The following is a 26002-nucleotide window of genomic DNA, read 5'->3' as shown; positions in this document are numbered from 1 at the left end:
GGCCCGTCATTGATAACCGCCCCAAAAATGGTGAGGGGATAGGCCATGACACATGAAGAACACTATAACAGATTTGAGCTGAGCAGGTGGCGGATTTTCAGGCAAGGGGTCCATCGCGGCCACTATGGGCCGCAGCCCATGGCGTAACGGTGCCACCCATTGGCCTATGCCTTTCCCGATGCCGAGCGGGTGTGTGACTGAGCACAGAAATCCGCCGGGAATTGTCAGTCATCGCGGCACCAGTCACAGTGATCGCACAGGTCCAACAGGTTAACGCTTGTCGGCACGGTGAGCGCGAGACGCTCACGACTCCAATCAAAACGGCACCCATACCCAAACCAGTCTATCCCGTCAGTCTCGCGTTGGCGTCTCTTCTGGCGTTCACGCTCCACCAAAAATTCACCGAACATCTGCCCCTCTATCGGCTGGAGCAAGAATGGGCACGCCAAACCTGGGTAATTTACGCACCGCAGACCGAGCTCCGACCCATTTATTGCGCGCGGATGAAAGCACCCTGACGGTGTTATGGGAAGAGGGCTGACGAGCCGAACAACAATCCTCCATGGGCTGCATCAAAGCGGATGTTAACACCTGCCTATCGTGTCAGAGCCTCTTGGGCATTTCAGCCAATTGCTCCGCGTCCTGGGTCCGCCCACCGCTTTGATGGAGCCTGTCAGCTAGTGTCTCTCCCACAGTCTTTTGGCCCTCACACCTCGTCCAGTCGGTCATCGTCCCCAGACGTATATCTGCTCCCCTTCGCCGCGCCAAATCCCGATCAACAAGAATAGCATCCCCGCTGGACCCGGTCCTTAGCGCGTTTCGCTTACGACCACGGCTTTTGGCCCTATGCTCCGCATCTGTATGCTCCCCAATTTTTGGATGACAAACAACCCGATGAACGCACCGATGGCCTGACCTGGGGCTTACGCCAACTCCACCAAGCACTCTGTCTCATAACATTACCCGTCATCCCCAGTCCCGGCATGCGCCAAGAACTCGCCGCTGCTCGTCCGGAACAACCGATAATGTTCCTCAATCTCCCCGGTTTCTTGCCCGAATAACCCGATTCCCGCCGTATCCGGCGGGATACAAGTATCCTGTTTGTCACATCCTGTCAAAGGAGCGTACCGCCCATGCCTGACACCTATATCGGTAAATGCTGGCTCGCGTCCCGCGATCATCATTGGCTCATCCAAATCGAACGCCGCGAAGCTGACGGCTGGCACCGCTACTGGCTCATTGACCCGGTCACCCGCACACTCCGCCGCTTCACCTCGTATGACGCAGCCACCACGATCCTCAACACATTTCTCGCCGCACCCGACCCCACCCACATCGCGTCTTTTGCCACCAGCGCCGTCTGCTAGTTTTTACCGTGCCCCGCAACCGGAAACCGTTTCCGGTCATCTTCTACAACGAAAGGAGCCCCAAACATCTATGGATATCACATCAATCATCACCGCCATTCAAGATTTAGAAACACAAAACCGCGCCCTGCGCACACAATGCGACACCATTGCGACCCAACTAACCCATCTCAAAAAACAATGGCCCATTGTCGGCACACCCGCAGTCAAATCTTTGCGTGCCTGTCTCGTCCAGCGCGTCGATGAATGGCTCGACCAATACCCCGATTTTGTCCCGATTCGTCCCACCATTTTGAGTGCCGGCTATCACGCATTATTTCACCAATTCGACATCCCCGAACTCAAAGCCCTACCCGTCGACCAAATGGCCCAAGCCTCCCAGTTCTGGCTAGCGTGGCAACCCGATGCCAACCGCCTGTGGTTTTTACTCATCCGTCATACCATCCGAGAACGCATCCGCCGCGCTCTCCAGCGCCGCACCATCACCCGCGACGAAATCCCGACCATCCGCCGCACCCTCTGGCAATCCGTTGGAGCCACGAAACACACCCTGCCCGACGCCATTCTCCAACGCCAGAAACTGCTCACCCGACTTCAACATCAACCCCTTCATGCGGATAAACGACCGGCCAAACGCCGACAAATCTCCTAGCCCTTTAGCCCGCCGGACGATTTCGTCCGCCGGGCTTTTTTTATGCCATTCTCACAACGAAAGGAGCCTATTCCCCATGCTGCGTTTTTATCGCCGCGCTTGTCCCTATTGGACCGATCATGAATCGGCCCAAACCCTTGCCGGTCTCCTACTCCGTCCCGAAGCCATCAATGGGCGCTATGATGACTATCTCATGGTCTATCCCCGCGAAAACACCGCTCGTGGCAAACGCTATTACGTCATCTTACAAAGTGCCGTCCCCGGCAATCCCGATCAATTATTTCACACCGAATGTCCCACACTCATCGCATTACACGATATCGGCTACCGCCGCGTGTCATGGAAAACCATTCCACCCCGCTGGCAACAAGCCTTTTTCGCCCATCTCGGCGAGAAGGAGCGTGACACCCTTGCCCTCATCTAAATCTTCCCGTCTCGTCTATCTGCCCCATGCCCTGATCCACTGGGGTTCCCGCACCTTTTATATCCGCTCCCGCTGGGCATGGCTCCACGCTCTCGCCCGCTGGCAAGCCCGCCGTCGAATACCCCATTCCCGACACCCGGCATCCTCAACTCCCATGTCTTCAACAAGGAGGCCCGAATCATGAGCGAACGTCCCACCACTGATCAATTACACCGTGCCTTTCTCGAAGCGGAACGCGCCGCCAATCCCTTTGACCCTCATGAAATCCGCTTGTCCGCCACCGGCGGCTGTCCCCGCCAGCAAACCTTGCGCATTCTCGATTTTCCCCATGACCCCGAAACGCCCGAACAACTGAGCATCTTTCATGCTGGCCACTACTGGGAAGATTATCTGGCCAGCCTCTGGGAACAGCAATTCCCTGGCGGCGTCAACCGCCAAGTCACCGTCGACACCCCCTATGGCACCGGTCATATCGACTTATGGATTGAACCCATCCATCATCTTGTCGAATGCAAAACCACGACTGCCAGTAACGTCGCCCATCTTCCGTTAGAAGAACACCTCGATCAAGTCAACCTCTATCTCCATTTCTGGGGCAATGCCCAGCAAGCCACCGCCGAAATCGCCTACGTCATCAAAGAAACCGGTAATATTCTGACGTTTCCCGTGACCTACGATCCGGACCGCATTCCCCCCTTAATCGAGACGTTACAAGCTATTCAAGTCGCCGTCACCTTCGACCAGACGCCGCTCCCGATTCCTGATGGCTATCATCCCGCCCAATTTCCTTGCAGCTGGCGCAAAAAAGACGGGAGTTGGGCCCATTGCGGGTATTGGCGGCTCTGCTGGCAAGCGGATCGTCCCCTCCCCGACGAGGAGGAATCCATCGTGCCCGCGCCCGCCGAATGGCTCCCCGTTCTGACCGAATGGCAAGAGCTCTCTCAGCATATTGCCGACTATAAAGCGATTCTGAAACCCTTAGAACAACGCAAAAAAGATCTGGAAGATGCCTTACAAGCCTGGCTGGCCAGCACCCACGCCCAAGGCCTCGCCACCGCTGAGGGCTTCTTAACCTGCACCGAAAAGAAACCCTCGCTCACCTATGATGTCAAGGCGGCCTTAAAAGACGGCGTGCTCACCGCCGATCAGCTCGCGCCTTACCAAAAATGGCGGGCCAATGGCGTGAGTTGGACCTGGCACCCCGCTGTCGCGGAACCCCAGGCCGCATCCGATTCCCCGCCCGATACGTCAGCTCAAAAAGCCCGCCGGCGATCCCGGCGAGCTTCCTAACTGGATTAACCAATCATAAGGAGGAACCATCCATGACCCCTATCGCGGATAATCACGTCATTCCCTTGTCCAAAAATCCCGCGCCCTCACTCATCGCCAAACTGGCCCGCGTCCTCGGCCAAATTCACCGCGTCCCCAAACGCGGCAAAAATACGTTCCACAATTATGAATACGCCACCGAATCCGATATTCTCGATGCCGTCCGCAAATATCTCGCAGAGGAAAATCTCTTTATTTTGAGCTCCATTGATCAGGTCCAGCAAACGGTGCTCGAAACCAGCAAAACGCCGCAAATTAAAACCACCGTGACCATGACCTTTACCCTCCTCGATGGCGACTCAGGCGAATCCCTGATCAGCCAGTTTCAAGGCGAAGGCGCCGATGCCACCGATAAAGGACTGCCCAAAGCCATTACCGCATGCGTCAAATATTTTCTCAAAACCAATTTCCTCATTGCCACCGGCGAAGACGCCGAGGGCGATACCTTAACCGACGCGCTAGCCGCTGGCAAAATGCCGCCGTCCGCTGTGAAGAGCTCTCCCAAAGCTCCACCAGCGGCTCCCAAAGCGACTTCCCCCGCAGCATCCAAAGCCCCCGCACCCCAACCGGAGAATCCCAAAACACCAGACACTCCATCCCACACGAACTCAGCACCTTCATCCGCATCCGATTCGGCATCCCCCACCGCCTCCTCAGCACCCACCAATGCCGATCTTGCGCAGATTGCGCAAAAAATGAAAGCCAAAGGCATCGCCGTCACCCAATTGCTCGATCTCATCCGGCAACATTTGCACTGCACCGTGAAAACCCCCCGCGATTTAACGACCGAGCAAATTCCGCTTGTCCTCGCGGTCTTAGAAGCCCTGCCCGATTCCGCTGCGTCATAACCCTAGCCCCGGTCCCAACAGACCGGGGCTAATTCCCGTTTCCATTCCCCCACCCAAGGAGCCGATGTCCCATGACCACCACCGTTGATCCCATCACCCGCACTGTCACTTTTACCGATCAGGGTCTCACCATTATCGCCGATGACACCCAGATTTACGCCGCTTTTTTCATCTATGGCTCAAAGACCATTCCTTGCGATCTGGACCTGGACTCCATTCGCAGCTCCTATCATCGCGCCACCCAAGCGGCTATCCATGCCGCTTGGATACAAAAAGCCCAAGACCTGCTCCATGCCGATGACACACAAACACGGCCTAGAGATTCCCGCATCGAGAAGGTGAGTGCCTGATGCTGATCACCTTTGACCATCAATGGGCCCAGTGGACCGCCACTACCAGGACCTGGAATCAATTCCTGCACGAACGCTGTGCCCACGGCGAACTCGACTGGATTCGCATCATCCAGCAGGAACCGGCATATACCCGTGACCACATTCCCCGCCTCGTCAAAAACGCTTTACGCACGATTCAAACCCGGCGCTGTATCTGGTGCCATGCCCCCCTCCCATTAAACGACACCACCCTCGAACATGTGATCCCCCTCGCCAGTCCCGTATGGGACACCATGTTTTCCCTCGAACGCTTGCTCAGCCTACGTCTCGCCCACACCACCTGTAATCTGGCTTATGCCCAATGGCGCCGCGAATATCCCCATCGCGCAAAACGATCCGATACCGCACGGCTCCGCCGGATTCGCCACGTCTTACGCACCGATGAAGACCAAATTGCCTGGCGGGCCTGGCTCACCACGAGGTATCCCGAAACCCTCATGCATCCGTCGTTATAAGTTAACGCCATTCCCAAAAGGCGATCATGTCATGGCGTGATAGCATCCGGGATAATCTGCCAAACCAGCATCGGAAACGGTTTCCGGTAAAGCTACGGAACCCAACGCATCATTAAACCCATCTTATCCCGAAAGGAGTCAATCCTCTTGTCCCTGAGCAAGATTTCGCTGTGGACGGCACTCATTCCTGATACCGTCCTTGTAGATCTGTGGCAAACACTCACCCACAACCTCTTTGATCGCGACACGCTGTCACAAATTCGCAGCGACTCCCTTTGGCCCCTCTTCGTGCCCGATGCTTTATTACCTGCTTTGGCTCAACACGGGCACCTCGCCATACGCGAAGCCATTGCTGCCTCTCCGCACTTAAATAAGACCTTAGCCAATATTCTCAGCCAGGATGCCGATCACCATGTTCTCGCAGCCCTCAGCATTAATCCCCGAACACCGCGATCAGCCCTGGCACAGCTTGTCGAGAATCCGCACATCACAGACAATTCGACGCTCCATGCCATTGCTGCTCATCCCCACGCCAATGACACCCTACGGAACACCATCTACGCACGCCTCCGACCACAAACATGAACGATAATCCCAGAATTCCCCTTCTCTCCAAGCAGAAAACTTCTATCACAACGCTAAAGGCAGAATGTCATCATGAGGCCCCGGATCCCTAGAAGGATTCGGGGCCAATTCCATGGTTCCGTATCAAAATGGTAACGACAAGGGGGCACATCGTTACCCGTTGAAAATGCCGATTTGATGACGTTTTATTTCACCACAGAAAGGATCATCCGTCTTGGAGTGGATAAACGACCGCTATCCTGAAGGCAACCATATATTTAATTCTGACATTGAAGCCTGGGAGTGGGCGGATTCCCTTCTCAATGACTTTATTCCCTGGGATGGTATTGGCTATGCTACGCCGGACGAGAAAGTATTCCGATACTTAGTACAGCTAGTCCCCCAATGGATCAAGGACAATAACATATCGTCGGTTATGCATACGGCCATCGATAAAAACCTGATAACTCTCCGTATCAAAAAATCCTTCCTCAACTCTAGAGCCCATTAACCGTGACTAGAAAACCGCATTCCATCGTCTACATTCTGCGCCCGATCCGCCCAAGTTTGCGCATAGCGCTGCCAATACGCCTCCGGTTGCTGAGCCAGCCAGGTGTCCACCGAGGCCACAAAGCCGTGATATTGGTCCGCGGTCCACCACCCCCGATGGGCCGCATACCGCCCATAAATCAACGCCGTGGTTAACACGTCGCTGACGCAATACTGCCGAATCGCCGCCCGTTGGCCGGCCGCCTCCGCATAGGCCACCTGCGACCCATCCAATTCTTGTTTACCGGGAATCCCCAAAATCCGGGCCATTTCGTCCAATTTCATGCGCGTGCTAGCCCCATAAAAGCTCAGCACATCCATTAAATCCAGATGGCTGTCCTCATCAAACCGTTTGCGATAACCTTGATACGGCGCACCCCAGGTATAAAACTTCGGCGCAACCACATGATGCACCATCGCCCGATACACCAGTACGGGCAAATCAAACCCACTGGAATTCCATCCGACCAATCGGGGATGATAGGTTTCGACAATCTGAAAAAATTGCTGGACCAGCTCTGCTTCCGGACTCTCGACCGTGCCCAACGCAGCCAACCGTTGCAAGCTCCCTCCCTCATCAATCCAGGCCGCCGCCAACGCGACAATCTGTTGACACCCCGGTTTCAATCCGCTGGTGTCGGTCTCTGTCGCGCCACAACGTGGATCGGGAATGGTTTCGCAATCAAACACCAAAATCGTCATGGTCTCCCTCTTTTCATTCCCCAAAATTCGTCTTATTCCTCCAAAGGCCGCACCGACAACACGCCATGCTTAAAGAACGCCACCGTCTGTCGGCCGACTTGGACGACCAGCTCATATTGCTTGACGTCCAGCAACCGCCCTTGAACCGGGGGATAATCCGGCACCAGCGTTTCAATTTCCACGCGTTGTCCGACCCAATCCCGCCATGTCCACCGCCGTGGCGATTCCTCCGCGTTGACCGGCGGGGTGTTGTTTTCTGCCATCATTGTGCGCCTCCTTATTCGATCCGAAACACATAGCCCCGCTGTCGTTTACGGTGTTGCTGCTGTTCCGCTAATCGGTGCATCGCCTCCACCGGGCCTTCACCTAAAATGCGCTGACCGCGCGCCGCTTGACCGATCCGGCCCCAGGCGACCAGACACCGCCAATCGCCCCATAACGTCGGTTGCACGTCAATCCGATACCAACGCCATTGATGCCGCGCCGGGTTAATGCGTTGCCCGATCCATGCCATGCCGTCTCCTCGGTCGATCCGCCGCCGTGATTAAGGCGTGCGTACACGCTTGCTGAATCCGCCACCACAGCCAATGAGACGGCTGCACGGGAGACTCCCATTGCGCTTCACACCACCGCAACAAGTCGTCCACATCTTCGATGCGTAAGTACACCGGAATTTCTTGTGCCATGGGCTTATTCCTCCTCGGTTTCCGCATTGCGGACCTGCCACACTGCCGTACTCCACGAAATGTCTTGCTGACCCCAGACTTCCCAGACCCTCAGCCACAACGATCGATCCGCCATCTCCACCCCCGGCCACGCACACACGACTTGTCCATACCACGCCCAATCGGATCGGGATAACGACGGGAACCGTTCCGGCAATTGCTCCGCAATCACCGTCCACAGGGCCGGATCCCAGCGCATCGTCCGCTGCCCCTGACTGATCGCCTGCCACACCGCCCGCCACGGATGCTGCGGATCGGCTTGCGCGGCCCACAGCGCGTCCGGGGGAATCCACAGACCGCGTGGGGGTGGGACCACAGCCGTCTCAGGCAGCGGAACAAAGGCGTCCCCATATTGCGCCCATAACGTCTCCGCATCGGGAATGGCCCGCAGACAGAGCTGACCCGGAGCGGTGACGGTCGTTAATAGCAACTGGCCGTCCGTCCACCCTAACTGGTGGCGATCGGCTTGCGGCACGGTAATCGTGCCCCGTTTTTGTAAATTCGTCAACGCGATGGCATGTCCCTTCTTTCTGTCCTCGTTGTCTCTATCATACGGCATCATCCCGTGACTGTCACGCGTTAATGATATCAAACCTTGTAATCCATCACGATACCGTATCTATACGACCTCTGACGGTTTCTATACCCTATGCACCGTATTAGTGAAGAGAATACGGAATCGGACAGAAGGCCATTCTGTCCGATTCGTCTGAAGCCCGCCCCACGCCCGCGAACGCGCATAGGCTCTGCCCTTCACGGTCCGCCGAAAAGGCCCGGAGACGCGCTCCTACACGACAGGACGCGGCGAATCGGTTATAATACAGGAGATACCGCGGATATGCCTGATACCGTATCCGGTTATCAGATTCCGTAGGGAAGGATGGATAGCCGTGAAGACAGTAGAACCCCTGCGCGATAAACGCCAGATTGAGGCGATCAAAAAAATTCTGGCCGCCCAAAATCTCCGCGATGCGGCCTGGTTTACGCTGGGGATTAACAGCGGACTCCGTATTAGCGACCTCTTAGCGTTACGCGTTGGGGATGTGCGCCTGACCCCCACCAAATGGCGGGAGCGAATTCAGATCACGGAACAGAAAACCGGTAAAACGAAAGATTTTCCGCTCAGCGCGTCAGCCAAAAAAGCCCTGGCGGCGTATCTGGCCACCCGCCCGGATGCACAGCCCGATGATCCGTTGTTTCCCTCCCGAAAACACGGACGCCCGCTCAAACGCGGACAAGCCTGGCAGATTCTGCATGACGCCGCCCAAATGGCGGGTGTCACGGACGCGATTGGCACCCACACGCTGCGCAAAACGTTTGGGTACTGGGCCTATCAATCGGGAGTCGATTTAGCCATTATTCAGCAGATTTTGAACCACAGCAGTCCGGGGACGACGCTTGCCTATATCGGGATTCGCCGGGAGGATCGGGATGCCGTGTATTTGGGGTTGAATTTGTGATCAAATGTGAAACACACTATCATACACTCACTACTATAATGGATAAAAGTCAACAAATCGTCTATACTTATAACAGAAGCAAAACCCCGCTCTTGTCAAAGCAACGAGAGCGGGACCGGTTCAGCTTTACGAATCGGGGATGTTAAATTTTCAGGCTTTCGGGCCGCGAACCTTTAGTGCCTGAACATCCCAATATCATCTTAAAAGAAGTAGCGTTTGATAGCGCTACTTCTTTTTTGTCGGCTTAATAAGAGCGCGTATCACGTGTTTGACGACCGACGATGGCGTAATCACAATGAGTACAGGAAACACTCCGATTTCCTCCTCTCTCGACCCGCTACGCCGAACCGGCAATATCGAGAGGAGGCCTATTTAAGCCACAATTCGCGTATCTATGTCTATCTTATCGAATGATCGAGATTTCGCCTAGAGGTGTTACCCCTTGATCAAAGCGCTACGCATTATCAAGCGCGCCGTAAAACCCTGCCTTGAGGCCTGAGGAGTGTCAAAGCTATCTTGCTTTGACGCTAATAACCCCGCAACATGACATCATCAAAGCGATTTTTCTAACTATGAGTCTCGGAGATAACTCATTTTGCATTTTTCTTCCTTATTTATAAGCACTTTGAATATCCGCGCAAGCATAAAGCATTTTTCTTTAACACCGCATGGTTTGACATCCTCCCCACGGCTAAAGGCATGGGGAGTGTCAACGATGCTCGTAATCTGTTCGAGAATTTAGCTCTTACGATAAACAACCCGTTACGATATGCAGAAGGGGCTTTCCATCCTCGGTGCGTGGGGCCGACATTACCGGGCCGTCATCCCCTTTTCGCGCAATTTGCGCCGCGCACGCTGCAATGCGTTGTCGACCGCCTTCCGCGAGCATCCCCAGTGCCGTGCGACCTCCTCATACGAGTATCCTGCCGCAATATCCCACACTACCCGCCACTCTAAGAGGGTGAGATCGTGAAGGGCCGCGTAAAGATCCGTTCGCATTTGATGGCGCTCGACAACCTGTAAGGGATCGAGATCAGTCCCCTCCCCCGCGAAGCCCACGGGGTGTCGACGACCCTCCGTCCCGTCCGGCGCATCCCACCGCAGCAGGCGGCCGTCCATTAAACGTTTCTGGCGATGAGCTTGCCGTACCATGTCATCTAGACGCCGACGAATCACGAGTCGCAACCACGCTTCCAGCGGCACGTGTCGCTCCGGATGATATTGCATTACCGCTTGCCATACCCCAATCCGCGCGATTTGCCAGAGATCCTGCCGGTCATGGCTCCCTGATGGGCCATAGTACGGTCGCAAAAGAACTCGTAAAAGCGGCATCGTGCCATCAAAAATCTGTTGCCACACCGTTTGATCCCCCGCTTGGGCCCGCGTCACCCAGTCCAGCCAGATGCCATCGTCCATGGGGCGTATTAGACTTTGATGGGGAGGTCGCACCGTATCTGGTTGCCCCCGGTACGTTTGACTTGTCAAAGACTCCTCATTCCTTCAATCAATTTTTGGGCCGTAGACATCCCGGCTTTCACCCCTAAGAGGAGCCGCGCCTTCTCACTTTTTTTAGTGGATTTTTGGATCGATAGACCACTGCGGCACAGCAATCTGTGGCGCATTCTCTTGCTGGGATTTGAACCTGTGTCAGGTTTACCCACTTATTGCCTATCGGGAGGCGTTGTGTCTCCATAGCGCGCCCTCTCATGATGCATTTCTCGGTCCCTTGGCCAAGATATCCCGCTCCGAAACTTTACGATAACGAATGCTGCGAAATCCATCGGATTCGGCCAACCGCGGCGGGATCCTACGCGATTGTCGCAAAAATACGTTCCAACACCGAAACCCAACGCGCATCTAATTGCGTACCTGCAAGCGATTGAAGCTGCTTCCAGGTAGAAGTATGCCCGGCCGTCAGGGTGCCTTGGGCATACGCGTCGGCCACAGCATAAATCGCAGCCGCCTCGGGAATTTCCGAAGCCGTCCGTCCTGCTGGAAACCCTTTACCGTCCGGCTGCTCGTGGTGATAAGCAATCGTGTCCAACACATCGTGATTCAGCCCTAAAGGCGCTAATAATTGACAACTGAGCCACGGGTGCTGCCGATATTGCTGCCAAGCCCCCGGCGACCGATGCGGATTGTCCCGGGCGAGGGGATCAATTGCGGTGAGGCCAAAGTCCGCCAGACGACAGGCAGTCGCTAAAGCCCCCCGCTGGGCGTCAGACCACTGGGCATGCTCCGCCACAGCTTGCGCCGCATGATTCCGCACTTCGGCGATGTAGCTCGCTTGAGGCCATACAATATCTAAGGCAAACAAGGTTTCCATCCACTGCACGGCACGCCGCAATTCCGCCACTAACGCCGTGTGATCGATCGCCATCACGGCTCCGTGCGGCGTGATGTCGGAGCGCACGCGTCGCCAGGCCTGCCACTGCCCCAATTGTCCATACAGCGTTTGCGCCACATCTTCAAACCGCCGTGCCAACGTGGACTCGCCCAGAGTATCGGCGGCCCGTGCGAAGACGACACTCAGCCGGGCCCATTCATCAGCCTCCCATGTTAGCCAGTGATCCCACATGATTTGCAGAGCCCGTTGAGCATCCGCAAGACTAGCCAAAACATCTCCGCGGTAAAAAGCTGCCAACGCACGTTCGACCAATACCGGTCCTTGACGATCACGACTGGGAGCACAGGACAAAGCCGCCTCCAAGTGGCGGTTCGCATCATCCCATTGGTGCAAGGCCACATAGCAAACGCCCAAATTGGTATGCCAGAAATACCCGTAACGTTGCTCATCCTCTGGGGCCCAGTGTTGCGCCACCGCGTGCAGCGTGGCGATGGCTTGATGCGGATAATCATAATCAATTTGGACCGCCGCAAGATTGAGTCCCAACAGCGTATGAAGGCGGGGAGATACGGCCGTCGCCTCGTGCGTGAGCTGCCATAATTGGCGATACGCGAGATCGGTTTGGCCCGTTTGTCCCCAAACCAATGCCTGGTGCATGGCAATGCGCATGCGTCCTTCGGTGTCGTCTCCGGGAAGGATGATCAATGCTCGTCGAAACGCATCGGCGGCATCCTCCCACCGGCCGCGGCGAGCCGCGACCTTGCCGAGATTATCCCACGCTACGGCCTGTTGGAATGCTCCCCCCTCCATCGCCACCACCTGCTGCCAACATTCGCGGGCCGCATCCAGCCAGCCATGCGTAAACCATTGGTCACCGCGGGCTAGGGCCTCATCCACAGTCATAGCGCTGCCCGGTCCCACAGCAGACGGCAGATCGTGCCCTTCCCCGGGGCCGTGTCCAGCTGCCACGAAGCCCCGACCAACGCTGCACGCTGCGCCATCGTATGCAAGCCATAATGCCCCGGATGCATAACGGCTGGATCAAACCCTCGGCCATTGTCTCGAAGCATGATGACAAGGCCTTCGGACGTTAATTCGGCACTCAGAGTGACATGGGTCGCCTGAGCATGCTTGTGAATATTGGCCAACGCTTCTTGTAAAATTCGAAAGACCCCCACCTTATCATCCGCGGACAGCGGCCAGGCAGCTTCCGGAATCGGCCAGTTCAACGTGCAGGCGATACCCGTCTCCTCAGTCCAGCGACGGACCAGCAGGTCTACCCCGCCAGCCAATCCGGCCTCATCCAACACAATGGGTTGCAAATCATACAACACTTGCCGCAATAAATTGATGGCCTCCCGCAGGCGGTCGTTCAATCGTTCCCATTCCTCATGGGCTAATGCGGGATCCACAGCCAATAAGCGGTTCATCATACTAAGCCGCATGCTCAGGTTAGTGAGTAATTGCACGGGGCCATCGTGCAAGTCACGGGCCAAACGCTGCCGTTCCTGTTCGATCAGCGTTAACACGGTCGAGGACGGGCCCCGATCCCCGTCGCCCGTCGACGGAGATCGGCCAGCCCCATACAAGGTCATACGTTAATCCCACACATACACGCGGCCATCGTGCGTGAATTTATTGGTTGTCCCCGTGGATGACCGGTGGGTTTGCCCTTGGGGACTCCCCGGATTAGATTGCGCGTACACCGGTTTACCCGTGGTCGCTGACCCGCTGCGCACCACGTCGGCATACGTGGGCACGGTACTGCCAAAAATCATCGCCGCCATAATGGCCCAACCCCAAATACGCATAGAAAACCTCCCCTTCATTAACAAAGTTTAACGACGTTTGATGCAGGAGAGTCTTCGCTCCGCTACAACATTTCAACCTGTTCGGGATCGCCGTCCACCACGACATGTTGTAAGACGCTGCGAATAAAGTGGCGCTGGGACCCAACCACAATGACCGTGCCGGGATAGAGATGATCAACTTCGACGATCCCCGTCGACTCCAGCGTTTGCACCACGGTTTCGGTTCCCCGCGGATTCCCCAGTTGATGCGCCTGCACGCGGTGGAGCACCCGACAAAAGCCTCCCACAATGCTGTCGCGAACACGCAAGACATCCACTCCGTCGATTTCACAAGCCTCTGCAGCTATCATTTCGAGCGTTCCCGCTCCCCGCACAATACAATCGCGTAAACGACCCAATTCCGAAGGCGGCACGGCATTCGCACACGAAGTCGGCGTCCAGAGCGCCAATGCCTCGTCCATCCGGGCCTGACAGGCCCGGAGTTCCGTAAACTCCGTGTACTGCCGTAAAGCGGCTTCCGAGGTTAAGCGGGTCAATGTCGCGAGCGTATCGCGGATCATCACGGGCACGTCGACCACCGTAAGGAGTCTTTGAGCCACGTCCAGTGCCGAAGGCACCGTGGGGAATTTGTCGTGGAGCACCTGCACGAGCAGTGCACCATAATGCAGCCGCACCGTCACGGGAGCATGTGCCTGAAGGGCCTGCATCGTGCGCTCCAGACTCGCCACATCCTGAAGAATTTGTTCCATGAGCCCGCGAAAATGGTCCTCCAAGACACCAGGACCGACAAACAATTGGGTATGCGTAACGGGACCCGTGAGATCTAGCCCCTCCTGCGCCCGAATGACACAATGGTCAACCGGTTCAGTACTACGCACCCTTCCCGTGGCGAGAATCGTCGCATGGCGCCAGGTTCCCACCAGAGCGGCATCTCCGTTAACTACCACGACACCCGGAGCATCCGTCGAGGGCGTTAGCACCGTTTCAGGGATCACATCGAGAACCGTCGGGGTGCGGCGCACCCGTCCTGCATACTGGGCGACGAGATCCCCGGTCTCGGTGCGCAACACCCCAGGACCCCATTCCGGCACCGAAGGAAGCCGCTCTGGTGGGGTAATGGATGTGCCAAATACTGTCCGGCCCAATTTTCCCGGTTGAGCGGGTAAGAGACGGCCCAAGACGGTGCCTGCTGCCACGCGCACGGGCGAGTCGTCCACGGATCCGGTTCCCACGGTCCACGCAATCGGCGCCGGTTCACCCGGTTGCGGCGGAATACCGCGCGCGACCGGCAGGCGTCCGGATTGCCGTTGCTGCAGGAAGGCTATGAGCTCGGACTCTGGTAGTCGACCCTCCACAATGTGACGCTGGTTTAGCTCGGTCTCAATAGCCGCTACCGGAATGTCTTCCGGTTCCCACGGAATCTGTTCGGGGTGCAGGACCAGATGGGAGCAGGGCGAACAGGGTCGCAGACGAGCCCTCCACCCCGGGGCATAGTGAACCACCACGTCGGCCGTTAAGCCCGATTCATCCACTTCGATCGTCCAATCGTGAACGGGAGGTTGTTCATGCAAGGTATACCGAATAGCATCTTGTTCGGTCACAACCTGTAATCCTTTCACGGCTTGATCGTTGACCCACACCGTAATCGGAGAATCCTCAGGAACCTCCAAAACGGCATAGGTTTTTCCCTGCGGCCCGGGATTTTTCACGCGAATAAGACCCTGCGCATCAATCCACACCATTCCCGGATCCGCCGCCGGGGCCAAAAGGGACGGTTCTGCGTGAGGTGTCGCGCGCCGCGTTTTGCGGGGGAGTTCCTGAATCCATGTCCAGACCGTGCGCCACGCCGCCCCACTCATGGCATGTCCTCTCCTTCGAACGGGCGCACCCACGCCGCCCAGTCCTCCGGCGTACCACGCGCCAACGGTTCCCCGACCGTTCGCAAAATCATCCGAATCTCGTCCACCGTGACAGGTTTCCCGAGAAAGTGACGGATTCCCGCATCCAACGCGGCTTGACGGGTCGCCGGATCGGCCATCACTGTAATCATCACGAGAGGAAGAGTCGGCCATTGGACATGCAAATGCTGCGCAGTAACGAGACCCGACCACCCCGTCATTTGATAATCCAAAAACACTATGTCGACGGGAGTCTGCTGAATAACAGCGGGGGCTTGACATCCAGCATCCAGCGTAGCGACGACCACTCCTCCTGCCATACTAACCATATGGCGTAAAATGTCGCGGGTTTCCGGAGTGTCATCCACGATAAGGACGCGGGGCCCCCCAGGATTTGATCGGTCATTACGGTCCATACCGACTCCTCCCTTAAGCGTATGTTCCGGGTTGATCAATGACATGTCTCCACCGTTTCGTACAAACCGGTGGGCTCATCATCTCCTGATATCAGAAATTCGGCATGCTGACCGCAATTCCTTTTTTTCACCCGTATTTTTTGTCGAAGGTCAGTGTCGAAATGTTGAACGGAAAAAAGGGTTTTGTCAAATCATCGCGAATGCCTAAAATGACGCTTCAAGGAAGAAATCTCGTTCCACGGAGGGAACCATGACAAGCGAACTCGTCAAATGGCGCGACGCGCTCATCGCGGCCATTGAAGAGAGACAGATTCAGCCCGTTTTTCAACCCGTTTGGACCATCGACGGGACACTTATGGGATTTGAGGCGTTAACGCGATTTCCTAACGGCAGTCCGCCAGACCGGGTGTGGGCGTTGGCCGAGGACCAAGGGCTCGTCGAACAATTGGACGCGGTGGCGCTTACTGCCGCAGTTCAAGATGCCCAGACGCTTCCGGGAAAACTGTTTCTCAATATTGGCGCCCTGTACTTAGCGTGGATCATGCAGTGGGAGCATGGCACCGACCCGGCTCGCATCATCTGGGAAGTGACGGAAACCGATCCCTTGACACCTGACGGCGCCGCCACCGTCGGGCGACTAAAAAACCGTGGGTATGCCTTTGCCTTGGACGATGCGGGGACAGGTTATGCCACACCCCACCAACTGTATGCTTTGCAACCCCAAGTGGTGAAGCTAAGCCTTAACATGGTGCATCAATGGCACCGCGGACATGTCCAACCGCTCCAATTGTGGATTCGTGCAGCCCATGCTATGGGTGCGACGGTCGTAGCCGAAGGGATGGAAGATCGAGCATGGCTATCAACGTTAGCCGCTGAAGGAGTTGACGCCATCCAAGGTTATGCCATGGGAAAACCTCAACCTGCCGCCTCATGGCAAGATGCTTCACGGATGTTCAAAAAATAAGACTATGAGGGGAGTGTGCCTCGTTTCGCGGGTCTATCCTCGTACAAACCGCTGCAGTCAGAAGTTAAATACGGACACAGCAAGATCGACCTCCCTTGAACAATCTGCCACGTCTTATTCATAACCGTCGGCACCCCAGATTCTTTTGCGACATTGGGACAACGGTCGGCCTAAAGAATTCATGACGTGTAGCGGGCACACCCGATAATTTTGTGAGTCATGTAGGAGGAAACCATTTAGATGATTCGTCGGATCGTAGAAATCAGCACCTTGGGAATAATCGTGACGAGCCTGGGCTTGTTACAGAAAACAGCAGTAACTGCCTACGACACCCCTACAATGCCATTCGTAACCTTAACTCCGCAACGCAGGATCGTTCAATCAGGCACGACCGTGACTTTTCGTGCCAGGGCACAGGGCATCGCTCATCCCTTATACCAATTTTGGGTTGAAGAACCGAACGGAACATGGATCGCCGCACAAAACTATAGTCAGCACCCCACCTTCACGTTAGGCCCGGTTCAGCGGGGTAATTACCTGGTTCTGGCCGATGTTTTAACCGCCACCCAAGTTCAAGCGCATCAGTGGTCCCTTGTGCGCTCCTCGCCAATCGCCAGCGTATTTGTTCACAGTGCCATTACCCTCTCGACTTCGACATTATCATCTTGGGTCGATCAGCCCATAACCATTCACGCATCTGCACAGCATATTTATCATCCAGTCTATCAATTTTGGTATTGGAGTCCGAAAGGACAATGGCGCTTGGGACAACATTACAGTCCAGCAAATACATTCATCCTAGTACCGCGGGATGTTGGGACATATAAAATCATTGCCTATGCCAAATCACCAGCCGCACCGGGCACCATAGCCGGTGCCGTCTTTAGTTCACCGCTTCAGGTTGCGGTCAGCCTTCCGCAAGGCCCTGCCGGACGAAATGGCACCTCAATCTTAAGCGGAAGTACCCTTCCCCAGAATACCTTAGGTGTTGTCGGTGACTTCTATCTTGACACAGCGAACGAAACGCTTTATGGCCCGAAGACATCTCAGGGCTGGCCTGCTCAAGGAACCACATTAGTTGGCCCGTCGGGCCCGCAAGGACCCCAGGGACCCAGTGGCCCCGAAGGACCCGAGGGACCAACCGGTCCGCAAGGCCCTGCCGGACCGCCAGGCCCCACGACAGGAGCCGCTACACGATTAACCAATACGGTGCCACTCGGGACATCAGGCACAACGGTCATGTCGGTCACGATCACGCCACAGTTCTCGGGTACGCTCATGATGGAGAGTTCCTTAACCGATAGTGGGGCAGTCGGTGACGCTCTTCAGGGATGGTTGGTAGTCAATGGCCACGGTCTTCCCGCCGCCAACGGCAGTGGCCAATCCTTTCAGGAGTTTATTAATGACATCCCCATCAGTGGGGGATATACGAGTGTGACACCGGTCGGATCGTTTTCTGTCACCAAAGGACAAACCTATACGGTGGCGGTACAAGCTGCTGGAACAGGCACATTGACTGCCGGGTCCTTGAACGCATGGGTAGTCGGTAACTAACCCCGTGACGGTGCGCCAACGGGATATTAGGTCATGCGACATCCCCTACGAATTTGGTATTCCGTGTGGCGAACTTCACCGTGCACGCTCCTTAGATTTGCACACCTATGATGACCGTACGGACACCAAATGCGATCCGGCGATGTCGAATGCAACCCACACCATCACCAACGTCCGGGCCCAATACGGGGAATCGGGATGCATAATCCGGTCCGCTGATCCACATGCTAGAGAAAAAAGGAGGGCATTGCCATGATGATCGGGTTCGGGGCGGCGGCCGCCGAGATTGCCGCCAGACCCCATTCCGCTCCCGCGACCGCTGCGCCCATTATTCGCCAGGCGATGACGCCCCATAAGGTGGTCGCACTCACCTTTGATGATGGTCCGAGCCCCCGTTGGACGCCCAAAGTCTTGGCTGTGTTGAATAAAGATCACGTCCATGCAACGTTCTTTATCATTGGCTCTCATGCGTTGCGCCATCCTGCCTTAGTCCGCGAAGAACAGCGAGCGGGGATGGACGTGGAAAGTCATGGACACCAGCACCTCATTCTCCGTCATCGGACGGCGGCGGAGGTTCGTCAAGAAGTCGAGTATAACGCACACATCCTGAAATCCTTGGGCGTCCCTCATCCCACGTTGTACCGCCTGCCGGGGGGGCAGCAGATCCTATCGCATTGCAGGCGTTGGGGCAAATGGGTTATCGCGTCATTGGCTGGAGCATCGATCCCCGCGATTGGCAACACCGGTATAGCGCGGCCCAAATGGTTCATCGGATCGCAACCCAGATTCATCCCGGTGCCATAATCATCTTTCACGACGGGCCGAACGGTTCCCAAGCCACGGTGGATACCGTGGCTCAGATTATTCCGGATCTCAGGCGCGACGGATACCGCTTTCTCACGGTTCCCCAACTGTTACAGGACGAAGCGTCAGCTCAACACCGATCCCCGGGAACTCCGCGCGCTAACGTATCCCCATAGATTCCCAGACACTTCGGGGATGCCATCGCCATACCCTGGTCAAAACAGCCAAGGGAGGCACGCAAGGTGTCCCATCCGGATGCAACACGCTGTCCCCGCTGCCCCTTGGAGCAGTTGGTGGCGGCGGCCTGTCGCGGTGATCTGCTCGCGTGGTGGAAAACCTGGCATCAGTGGCGAAAGTCCGCCCCGTCCGCCACACCCTGTGACCGGTGTTCACGGCCGAACCCCGATCGAGGCCATAGTTAATCGTCCTCACATCAGGGGACTGGAAGGGAAACGGTGCGCGGGCCTCCTTGTGCATTCAGTCCATGAACTGTTCTGGGGTGAGCAGATGTTTCCCTGCCTCCGCGTCGGTAATCACCGTTACGTTCGGATGGGTTTGCAAAACACTGGGGGGCAGTCTTCCCCGACAGGCCCGCGCACGGTACGGGTCAAGGCCTCCCGCACTTTGCGTTTGTTTCGGTTATTGCGTATAATACGGTTAATGACCGGGGATCGTAGAGGAAAACCGAGACAAGAGGAGAGATCGATATGCCAGAATACGTGCTGATCGCACCGGAAAAACGAGACATCGAACCGATTAAACGCGTGGCAAGAGACCTCGCGGCGTACCCAAACCTCCGTCAGCTGGTTCTGATGGATGACACCCAGCATGACGCGGTGGCGCTCCCCACACCGCTGGTTCACGTGTTAATGGAGGCCGCTAGACAATTGGCCCAAGGGCATTCCGTTGCGATTTTGCATGACGACGAAGAGCTGACGACGCAACAGGCTGCGGATCTGTTGCAGGTCTCCCGTCCGTTTTTGATTAAGCTGCTCGAAGCGGCTCATATTCCGTATCACTACGTGGGCTCGCATCGCCGCATCCGTATGACGGATCTCATGGAGTACAAGCGGCACCGGGATCGTCTGCGTAAGGACTACGTCAACGAGATGGTGCGCGTGTCGGAGAACATGGGCTTATATGAGTCGGATGACTTCGTCGAACGGGAGTCGTAAGCGTGGCTTTTGTTGCGTTCTTAGACGCGTGCGTCCTCTTTCCTCCAAATCTCCGAGATGTCATTCTTACTGTTGCTGAAATCGGTATCTGCCAAATCCGCTGGAGTCCCGATGTACTGGACGAAATGCAACGAAACGTCGTCAAAAGAGCGAAGGTCCAAGACCCTGCCGCCGCCAATTCCGGAGCACAGTATCTCCGGCGTGTGATGGAGGCCGCTTTTCCCGAAGCCATGGTAGAGCGCACCGTATGAGCATTTCATTGATGTCATGCCGAACGACACAAAAGATCGTCATGTGTTGGCTGCCGCCATTGCCAGTGGCGCCGATATCTTAGTCACGGCAAACCTCAAAGACTTTGCTGTGCCTCCCGGATTTTGCCAGGTAGACATTCAGCACCCAGACCCGTTTCTTCGTCATCAGTTAGAGCTTGCCCCGCGCGAATTTTTTAATGCCCTTCGGAATTTGGCAGCAGAACGGCATGCACCCATGAATTCGGTGCCTGCCATCTTGAACTCGCTCCAAAAAACGGTGCCCCATTTTGCGTTGCAAGCGAAAGACATGTTACCTGACTATTGTCCTTAAAACTTACTTTCCGCACGTGGCGGGAACAAAAAAATTATTTTTTTTGGGCTGATCGCAAAGGAGATTGTGTATCGCATGGCGAAGTAATCTCTTATGAACACACCCATGCCGACACCCGTTGTTGTGGGGGCTGGACCGGTCATCCGAGCCCTCTGTGAGGAAATTGGATTCGTCGAGGCCATAAATCAGACCGTTGCGTGGGATTCGCAGCGTTGCCACCTGTCGCCCGGCGAACGGATTTTCGCGCTCGTCGTCAATTTGCTCACCGCTCGTCGACCTCTGTATCGCGTCCACGAGCAATTTCAGTTAACCGATGTGCCCTTGTTGTTTGGTTCCGGCCGCACCGCGGACGATTTTACGGATGATGCCCTCGGACGGGCTCTGGATAAAGTCGCCGCCGCCGGTGGCGCCACCGTCTTCAGTGCCGTTGCAACGCGAGCACTCTTGCACGACCACGTGTGGACGCCCGATAGTCCGGTGTTTGTCCACTGGGATAGTACGACCCGCTCGGTCTATGGCACGTATCCGGACACCGGATCCGAGACCGGAGTGCATCCCACCTATGGCCATTCCAAGGATCATCGTCCCGATCTGCGTCAAATTCTCCTGACGCTGTTGGGGACCCGAGAAGGCATTCCGGTGGTAGGCACGGTGCAAGACGGGAATCGGAGTGATAAAACCCTCAATGCCGAGATGATTGCGGCCTTAGACGATTACTTTTCGCCTCAGCAACTGCAACAACTGGTCTACGTGGCCGATTCCGCTCTCATCACAGGTCCTAACTTAAAGGCAATGGCTGACCGTTCGCTCCGCTTTCTCTCGCGTTGTCCGGAAACATTTCGGGCCGCGCACGATGCGAAGACGGCCGCCTTGGCGGCCAACGCCTGGGTTCCCCTCGGCAAAATCGGGGAGCGGGCCGATGCGGCCACCTACGCGGCCGCAGAACAGACCGGCGAAATTGAGGGCCGATCCTATCGGCTCGTGGTTTATCGGTCCGATCATCTAGCTGAGCGGAAAGCTCACACCATTGCCCGCCAGGTCGAACGGGCCCATAACCAGTTAACCCGGGCGGCGACTCGCCTCGCGGAGACCGTGTTTGCCTGTGCTCATGATGCCGAAGCGGCCGTGGCCGCTTGGCGGGCCACCGCCCAATGGCATCATGTCGAGGCGACGGTTGTCGCGGAAACGCAGGTCCCCAAACGCACGACCCGCGGGCGTCCCCGCCACGATGCCCCCGAACCGGCTACCACCACGGTATACCGGGTCCATCCCACCATTGGGGCAGTCGATGCGCAACGCGTGCAGGCGGCACAGGACCGGGCGGCGACGTTTGTCTTCATCACCAATCTGCCGGCCTCCTCCTTTGATGCCCGCCGATTGCTCGAAGAATACAAAGGCCAGACGGTCATCGAACACCGTTTTCGCTTTGTAAAAGACCCGGCCTTTGTGGATGCGCTCTATGTGCACAAGCCGGAACGGGTGGAAGCCTTAGGTTATGTGCTCTTGCTCGCCGCGTTGGTGCTCAGTCTCATCGAACGTCGGGCCCGGCAGGCCCCGCCCCTTCCCACGCCGACTCGCGGTCTGTTGGCGCGGCCCACCGGGCAGGAGGTGTTACATCATCTGCGCGGACTGATTGTCGTGCCGCTGGATGCCCAGACCCGTCAACTCTTTGTCCCGGCGGTTCATACCCAGTCGGTGGCGGCCATTTTGGCCGCATGGGGTTTTACGGACACGATTTACACGCAGGTGCCCCCTAGACCCTCGGGATAAATTCCACGGCTTTCACCCATCACGTGCGGAAGAGGAGTTAAAAGCGTCTTTTACCGCAAAAGGCACGACTTCGGTCAACATCCGTGGTCGTGCTTTTCGTTGACAACATGGCTGATGAATTGGGAATTCGTCGCGTAGATGTTATGGGACGTGCCGTCGTCTCCCTCCTGGCCATGGAGGCTGTACGGATACCATTGCCGAGAAAGAACCCGTCCGCGAAATCGCTCCACCCCGGTCCCAGATGTCCGATGACGAGACGGTGCCGCCCGCCCTCGATTGGATTCTTGATAAGTGGAATCCGGCTGCCGCTTTGAAACTGTCCCACAATCGGTGGGTCTTTTTTTGGTTGAGCGCCGGCCTAAGCGGATGCGCGCTGGCAAAATGTGCAAAATCTTGTAGGATAAAGGTTACACAATATCGATAATCTCGTAGAGTATACGTATTATGCTCGGCAACGAATGAAACAACAATTACCGAATCCGAGGTCTTAGAATGTTTATTCCGGCCAGATATTACTTATCCCGATGGCCACGGTCATATTATCTTATTTGTGATACGATCTTCGTACCAAGCCAGCAAATTCAAAACGAAATCGTGTGGTATATCCCTACGGCCCATAGCGATGAACAACTCCAACGTTATGAGCGTAACCATACCTAACTCGATTCTACGCAAAAACGCTGCCATCATCTGGCACAATATCCCGATCACGGTATAGCATTTTCCACCTTGCGCTATGTCCGTCCGAAGTGATCTCGGCGACCCGTTACGTTCCACCACACCCCCTTGCAAATGGTCACGCGCAAGGTCGGCATAGCTCAACATTGTATTGGACACTAATTCGTGGACATAAACAAAAGGGTTGCAACCCATGTTCGCAAAATAGGCTTCACGCCACGCAGGACAGCGAGATATTCCTACGGTTAGAAGAGTAGTATCCCCTTTATCTTCCGGCGTCTTGATAGCCCCGGTCCACTCAGGCGTCAAAAAACTAGTCCTAAAAACAAGGAGAGTAGATAATGCTGTCGAATTTAGCCACGTATAAGCACGTATCAGAAAGACGCTTCACATAGATAATGAGACCCGCGGTAAAAAGTCAAGCATTATTTTTTCACTCGCAGGGCGAAAAAAGGCATCATTCCATTAACCGGTTCTAACGAACCAGTAAATGGCAGGGAGGAACTGGCAATGATCTATGGGGCCACGGTGTTACGAACCAAATCTCCTTCCATCATAAAGTTGACCTCGGGTCAGCAGCCCGTAGATCACGCCGGTCAGCTTGCGTGCGGTCAGCACCAACGCCCGCTTGTGGGGGTGGTGGGTAGCGCCGCGATATTTGCGGATGTAAAAGGCTTCGAATTCCGGGTCGCGCACACGAACCCGGTCGGCCGCCTCGATCAGGTAATACCGCAAGTAGGCATTACCCGACCGCGTCAGCGGTCGATCATCCGCGTCGAACGTGCCCGATTGATGAGCACGCCACGTCAGACCCGCATATTTGGCGACCGCATCGTCGGAAGGGAACCGGCTTATGGGCCCAATTTCGGCCACGATGCCCGCTCCAAATACCGGACCGATGCCGTCGATCGAAGTGACGGTTTGAGGGATGGCGGCCAAATCGCGGGCGATCGCTTTGTCCAGTTGGCGCATTTGGCTTTCCAACAGGCGAATGGTATCCAAGTGCATGACCAGACTGAACTGACGGGCTTCCGATTCTTTGGGCCGCAGACGAAAGGCCTTGTGGGCCAACCGTTGCAGTGTCTGGGCGATGTCGTTCGGCGCTTTCAGCGCCGCGCCGCCGATTTGGGCAATTTCTTCGGCCAGGGTGGCCAAGGGCGTGGTGGCCAAGCGATCGGGGGTCTATGGGGTCAACACGTGTTCCGATGCGCGACTAAAGACATCGGAAAAAAAGGCTTGATCGCGATCTTTGGCGGTCGCCCGATATCCCCCCCACAGACAGAACAGTTCATTCAACGCGCGGCTTTTTTCGCGCGAGACAGTCTGCGCCAGGTGAAAACGATGGCGCGTGACAACCCGCAACGCCGTGTAGCGAGGATCGGGGGCCGGCGCCGGGCGCAGGCGTCCAAACCGGATGGTATCCGCAATCAAAAACGCATCGCCGGGATCGGTTTTCGCTCGGTCGACGTACGTTTTGCGAAATCCCTGCACAATACTGGGATTCATGAGAAACCATTGGGGCTGCCATCGGTGCAACCCTTCGGCCTGGGTCAACGCCTCAAACAGCGGCCAGTGATAGACCGACGTGGATTCCAAGCCCACGGCGAGCCGATCGAATTCAGCGGCCTGCGTCTTCATCCACTGGATCAGCTGCTCAATGCCCGGTCGGTCATTGGGCACGCGGACGCGTGCCCAGACTTGACCCTCAGCGGTCATGGCACACACGACGTGTTCTGCTTGGCTCACATCGACGCCAACAAACAAGGTAGAAAACATGCGAGACACCTCCTTTCGAGAATGGGTTGCAACGTTTTCGTCGCGATCCGGAAAGGGAACCGGTCGACGCCCACGGATGGGCTATGCCACCTCGTCATTAGCCGTCACGCTCCTCCGAGTTGTGCGACGGTACCGGTGCCAACGGTACTCTCGGTGGAGGGCGGCAACCCGCGTGTTAGCTTCCCATCCGTCGGTCGACCTCGCAGTCTTTCAAGGCCTTCTGCACCCTTTCGGGTGTCCCTCGAGGCAGGAGAAACTCGCGGCAGTCGTCCGGATCCAATCCAGGATCATCGACCGGGTCTTGTGGAGCAAGACAAATATTTCCAGATCGGGCTCGAGTTTCGGTGGAGTCCCTGGCCAGGGACTCCACCGAATCCCATGGGCCGTGCTTCCTAAGAAGCAGGTCCAAGCCCAATATCTTTATACGAGGAGATAGACATATGGTGCGATTTACGAGGTTTGGCGGCGGCGTGGTGGGGTTGTCCCTAATCTTGAGTGGATGTGGTTCCCCTTTCAGCAGCCCGGCGCATCCGGCCACACAGACCCCTCCAGCCACACAGGCCCCTCCAGTACGTTCCTCCCCGGTATCTGGTGACCCGCAAGCGGTACATATTGTGCTACAAAAGACGCAAGGTCGTGTAACCGTACGGCTTTCGACATCTCATGCCGTGTCCCCAATCGAATCTCAAAAATTACAGAGTGCTGTGAATCAACTCAACCAGTTGCTTGAGCAGTTACAAAATCCATAAATTGAGGTGAG

General features: G+C 56.2%; 34 protein-coding genes. 21 read left to right on the top strand and 13 right to left on the bottom strand.

From position 1 onward, the window contains the following. The first annotated feature begins 248 nt into the window (after nt 1-248). The 10 genes from AOA63_RS20515 (at nt 249) to AOA63_RS01340 (ending at nt 6052) form a co-directional block, all read left to right on the top strand. Entirely contained in the window at nt 249-518 is a 270-nt protein-coding gene (locus AOA63_RS20515; protein WP_431607691.1) for an IS66 family transposase, read from the top strand. Between the two features lie 357 nt (nt 519-875). After that, a complete protein-coding gene (locus tag AOA63_RS19215) occupies nt 876-1061 on the top strand; it encodes a hypothetical protein (RefSeq protein WP_139061444.1) in 186 nt (61 codons plus the stop codon). 72 nt (nt 1062-1133) lie between these two features. After that, complete coding sequence (locus AOA63_RS19210) at nt 1134-1367, top strand: hypothetical protein (RefSeq protein ID WP_139061443.1); 234 nt, start codon at nt 1134-1136, stop codon at nt 1365-1367. A 70-nt stretch (nt 1368-1437) separates the two neighbouring features. Next, nucleotides 1438-2019: a hypothetical protein gene (locus AOA63_RS01375; protein ID WP_053958027.1), complete on the top strand. Its 582-nt coding sequence runs from the start codon at nt 1438-1440 to the stop codon at nt 2017-2019. Between the two features lie 76 nt (nt 2020-2095). Next, a complete protein-coding gene (locus tag AOA63_RS01370; RefSeq protein ID WP_053958026.1) occupies nt 2096-2443 on the top strand; it encodes a hypothetical protein in 348 nt (115 codons plus the stop codon). Nucleotides 2444-2623: 180 nt separating this feature from the next. Beyond that, nucleotides 2624-3733 (top strand): hypothetical protein, encoded by a 1110-nt coding sequence (locus AOA63_RS19515; RefSeq protein ID WP_053958024.1) that lies wholly within the window; start codon nt 2624-2626, stop codon nt 3731-3733. A 32-nt stretch (nt 3734-3765) separates the two neighbouring features. After that, on the top strand, nt 3766-4620 hold the full coding sequence (locus AOA63_RS01355; protein ID WP_053958023.1) for an ERF family protein: 855 nt from the start codon (nt 3766-3768) through the stop codon (nt 4618-4620). Between the two features lie 71 nt (nt 4621-4691). Next, entirely contained in the window at nt 4692-4970 is a 279-nt protein-coding gene (locus AOA63_RS01350; RefSeq protein ID WP_053958022.1) for a hypothetical protein, read from the top strand. Then, on the top strand, nt 4970-5467 hold the full coding sequence (locus tag AOA63_RS01345) for a hypothetical protein (protein WP_053958021.1): 498 nt from the start codon (nt 4970-4972) through the stop codon (nt 5465-5467). The genes AOA63_RS01350 and AOA63_RS01345 overlap by 1 nt, the downstream gene beginning before the upstream one ends. Nucleotides 5468-5614: 147 nt before the next feature. Next, nucleotides 5615-6052 carry a hypothetical protein gene (locus AOA63_RS01340; protein WP_053958020.1) on the top strand — a complete coding sequence of 146 codons (438 nt, stop codon included), beginning with the start codon at nt 5615-5617 and terminating at the stop codon, nt 6050-6052. A 486-nt stretch (nt 6053-6538) separates the two neighbouring features. On the opposite strand, the gene AOA63_RS01330 is transcribed toward AOA63_RS01340, so the two are convergent. The 5 genes from AOA63_RS01330 to AOA63_RS01310 are packed head-to-tail and all read right to left on the bottom strand — an operon-like array spanning nt 6539 to nt 8569. Next, the gene (locus AOA63_RS01330; protein ID WP_053958018.1) at nt 6539-7282 is read right to left on the bottom strand and encodes a 3'-5' exonuclease; all 744 of its coding nucleotides are present in this window, start codon (nt 7280-7282) and stop codon (nt 6539-6541) included. 32 nt (nt 7283-7314) lie between these two features. Beyond that, complete coding sequence (locus tag AOA63_RS01325; protein WP_053958017.1) at nt 7315-7548, bottom strand: hypothetical protein; 234 nt, start codon at nt 7546-7548, stop codon at nt 7315-7317. Nucleotides 7549-7559: 11 nt separating this feature from the next. Next, nucleotides 7560-7796, bottom strand: a complete 237-nt coding sequence (locus tag AOA63_RS01320; RefSeq protein WP_053958016.1) for a WGR domain-containing protein — start codon at nt 7794-7796, stop codon at nt 7560-7562. Then, complete coding sequence (locus AOA63_RS01315) at nt 7771-7968, bottom strand: hypothetical protein (RefSeq protein WP_053958015.1); 198 nt, start codon at nt 7966-7968, stop codon at nt 7771-7773. The genes AOA63_RS01320 and AOA63_RS01315 overlap by 26 nt, the downstream gene beginning before the upstream one ends. Nucleotides 7969-7972: 4 nt before the next feature. Further along, nucleotides 7973-8569: a hypothetical protein gene (locus AOA63_RS01310; protein WP_242848252.1), complete on the bottom strand. Its 597-nt coding sequence runs from the start codon at nt 8567-8569 to the stop codon at nt 7973-7975. A 328-nt stretch (nt 8570-8897) separates the two neighbouring features. Here AOA63_RS01310 and AOA63_RS01305 point away from each other — a divergent pair, with 328 nt between their 5' ends. Continuing rightward, nucleotides 8898-9467: a site-specific integrase gene (locus tag AOA63_RS01305; protein ID WP_053958013.1), complete on the top strand. Its 570-nt coding sequence runs from the start codon at nt 8898-8900 to the stop codon at nt 9465-9467. Nucleotides 9468-10277: 810 nt separating this feature from the next. Here the strand turns inward: AOA63_RS01305 and AOA63_RS01300 are convergent. The 6 genes from AOA63_RS01300 to AOA63_RS01275 form a co-directional block, all read right to left on the bottom strand. After that, the gene (locus AOA63_RS01300) at nt 10278-10952 is read right to left on the bottom strand and encodes a sigma-70 family RNA polymerase sigma factor (RefSeq protein ID WP_053958012.1); all 675 of its coding nucleotides are present in this window, start codon (nt 10950-10952) and stop codon (nt 10278-10280) included. A 322-nt stretch (nt 10953-11274) separates the two neighbouring features. Further along, the gene (locus tag AOA63_RS01295) at nt 11275-12783 is read right to left on the bottom strand and encodes a tetratricopeptide repeat protein (RefSeq protein WP_242848251.1); all 1509 of its coding nucleotides are present in this window, start codon (nt 12781-12783) and stop codon (nt 11275-11277) included. Further along, the gene (locus tag AOA63_RS01290; protein WP_082343665.1) at nt 12714-13409 is read right to left on the bottom strand and encodes a sensor histidine kinase; all 696 of its coding nucleotides are present in this window, start codon (nt 13407-13409) and stop codon (nt 12714-12716) included. Before AOA63_RS01290 ends, AOA63_RS01295 begins: the two co-directional genes overlap by 70 nt. 3 nt (nt 13410-13412) lie before the next feature. Continuing rightward, nucleotides 13413-13625, bottom strand: coding sequence for a hypothetical protein (locus tag AOA63_RS01285; protein WP_053958010.1), 213 nt, complete (start codon nt 13623-13625; stop codon nt 13413-13415). A 62-nt stretch (nt 13626-13687) separates the two neighbouring features. Then, nucleotides 13688-15484 (bottom strand): flagellar assembly protein A, encoded by a 1797-nt coding sequence (locus tag AOA63_RS01280; protein ID WP_053958009.1) that lies wholly within the window; start codon nt 15482-15484, stop codon nt 13688-13690. Further along, a complete protein-coding gene (locus tag AOA63_RS01275) occupies nt 15481-15939 on the bottom strand; it encodes a response regulator (protein ID WP_053958008.1) in 459 nt (152 codons plus the stop codon). The genes AOA63_RS01280 and AOA63_RS01275 overlap by 4 nt, the downstream gene beginning before the upstream one ends. A 250-nt stretch (nt 15940-16189) precedes the next feature. Here AOA63_RS01275 and AOA63_RS01270 point away from each other — a divergent pair, with 250 nt between their 5' ends. From AOA63_RS01270 to AOA63_RS01240, 9 genes are all read left to right on the top strand, one after another. Then, a complete protein-coding gene (locus AOA63_RS01270) occupies nt 16190-16903 on the top strand; it encodes an EAL domain-containing protein (RefSeq protein ID WP_053958007.1) in 714 nt (237 codons plus the stop codon). A gap of 240 nt (nt 16904-17143) precedes the next feature. Then, entirely contained in the window at nt 17144-18457 is a 1314-nt protein-coding gene (locus AOA63_RS20320; protein ID WP_053958006.1) for a hypothetical protein, read from the top strand. 252 nt (nt 18458-18709) lie between these two features. Further along, entirely contained in the window at nt 18710-19261 is a 552-nt protein-coding gene (locus AOA63_RS01260) for a polysaccharide deacetylase family protein (protein WP_053958005.1), read from the top strand. After that, nucleotides 19219-19437 (top strand): hypothetical protein, encoded by a 219-nt coding sequence (locus AOA63_RS20090; protein WP_242848250.1) that lies wholly within the window; start codon nt 19219-19221, stop codon nt 19435-19437. Before AOA63_RS01260 ends, AOA63_RS20090 begins: the two co-directional genes overlap by 43 nt. 66 nt (nt 19438-19503) lie before the next feature. Then, nucleotides 19504-19683: a hypothetical protein gene (locus tag AOA63_RS19205; RefSeq protein ID WP_139061441.1), complete on the top strand. Its 180-nt coding sequence runs from the start codon at nt 19504-19506 to the stop codon at nt 19681-19683. Between the two features lie 285 nt (nt 19684-19968). Beyond that, entirely contained in the window at nt 19969-20436 is a 468-nt protein-coding gene (locus tag AOA63_RS01255) for an excisionase family DNA-binding protein (protein WP_053958004.1), read from the top strand. Between the two features lie 2 nt (nt 20437-20438). After that, the gene (locus tag AOA63_RS01250) at nt 20439-20687 is read left to right on the top strand and encodes a hypothetical protein (protein ID WP_053958003.1); all 249 of its coding nucleotides are present in this window, start codon (nt 20439-20441) and stop codon (nt 20685-20687) included. 16 nt (nt 20688-20703) lie between these two features. Then, nucleotides 20704-21018, top strand: coding sequence for a hypothetical protein (locus AOA63_RS01245; protein ID WP_053958002.1), 315 nt, complete (start codon nt 20704-20706; stop codon nt 21016-21018). Nucleotides 21019-21123: 105 nt separating this feature from the next. Further along, nucleotides 21124-22788 (top strand): IS1634 family transposase, encoded by a 1665-nt coding sequence (locus AOA63_RS01240; RefSeq protein WP_053960586.1) that lies wholly within the window; start codon nt 21124-21126, stop codon nt 22786-22788. Nucleotides 22789-23997: 1209 nt separating this feature from the next. Here AOA63_RS01240 and AOA63_RS18760 read toward each other — a convergent pair. Both AOA63_RS18760 and AOA63_RS18755 read right to left on the bottom strand, forming a co-directional pair. After that, nucleotides 23998-24636: a transposase gene (locus AOA63_RS18760; protein WP_082343660.1), complete on the bottom strand. Its 639-nt coding sequence runs from the start codon at nt 24634-24636 to the stop codon at nt 23998-24000. Nucleotides 24637-24648: 12 nt separating this feature from the next. Continuing rightward, complete coding sequence (locus tag AOA63_RS18755) at nt 24649-25242, bottom strand: IS110 family transposase (RefSeq protein WP_082343659.1); 594 nt, start codon at nt 25240-25242, stop codon at nt 24649-24651. Between the two features lie 440 nt (nt 25243-25682). Here AOA63_RS18755 and AOA63_RS19200 point away from each other — a divergent pair, with 440 nt between their 5' ends. After that, the gene (locus AOA63_RS19200; protein ID WP_139061440.1) at nt 25683-25991 is read left to right on the top strand and encodes a hypothetical protein; all 309 of its coding nucleotides are present in this window, start codon (nt 25683-25685) and stop codon (nt 25989-25991) included. Nucleotides 25992-26002: the final 11 nt, after the last annotated feature.

It is taken from the genome of Sulfobacillus thermosulfidooxidans, from assembly GCF_001280565.1.
Taxonomy (GTDB): Bacteria; Bacillota; Sulfobacillia; order Sulfobacillales; family Sulfobacillaceae; genus Sulfobacillus; species Sulfobacillus thermosulfidooxidans_A.
Note: the sequence above shows the minus strand (reverse complement) of the source record. Positions and strands in the feature narration are given on the sequence as shown.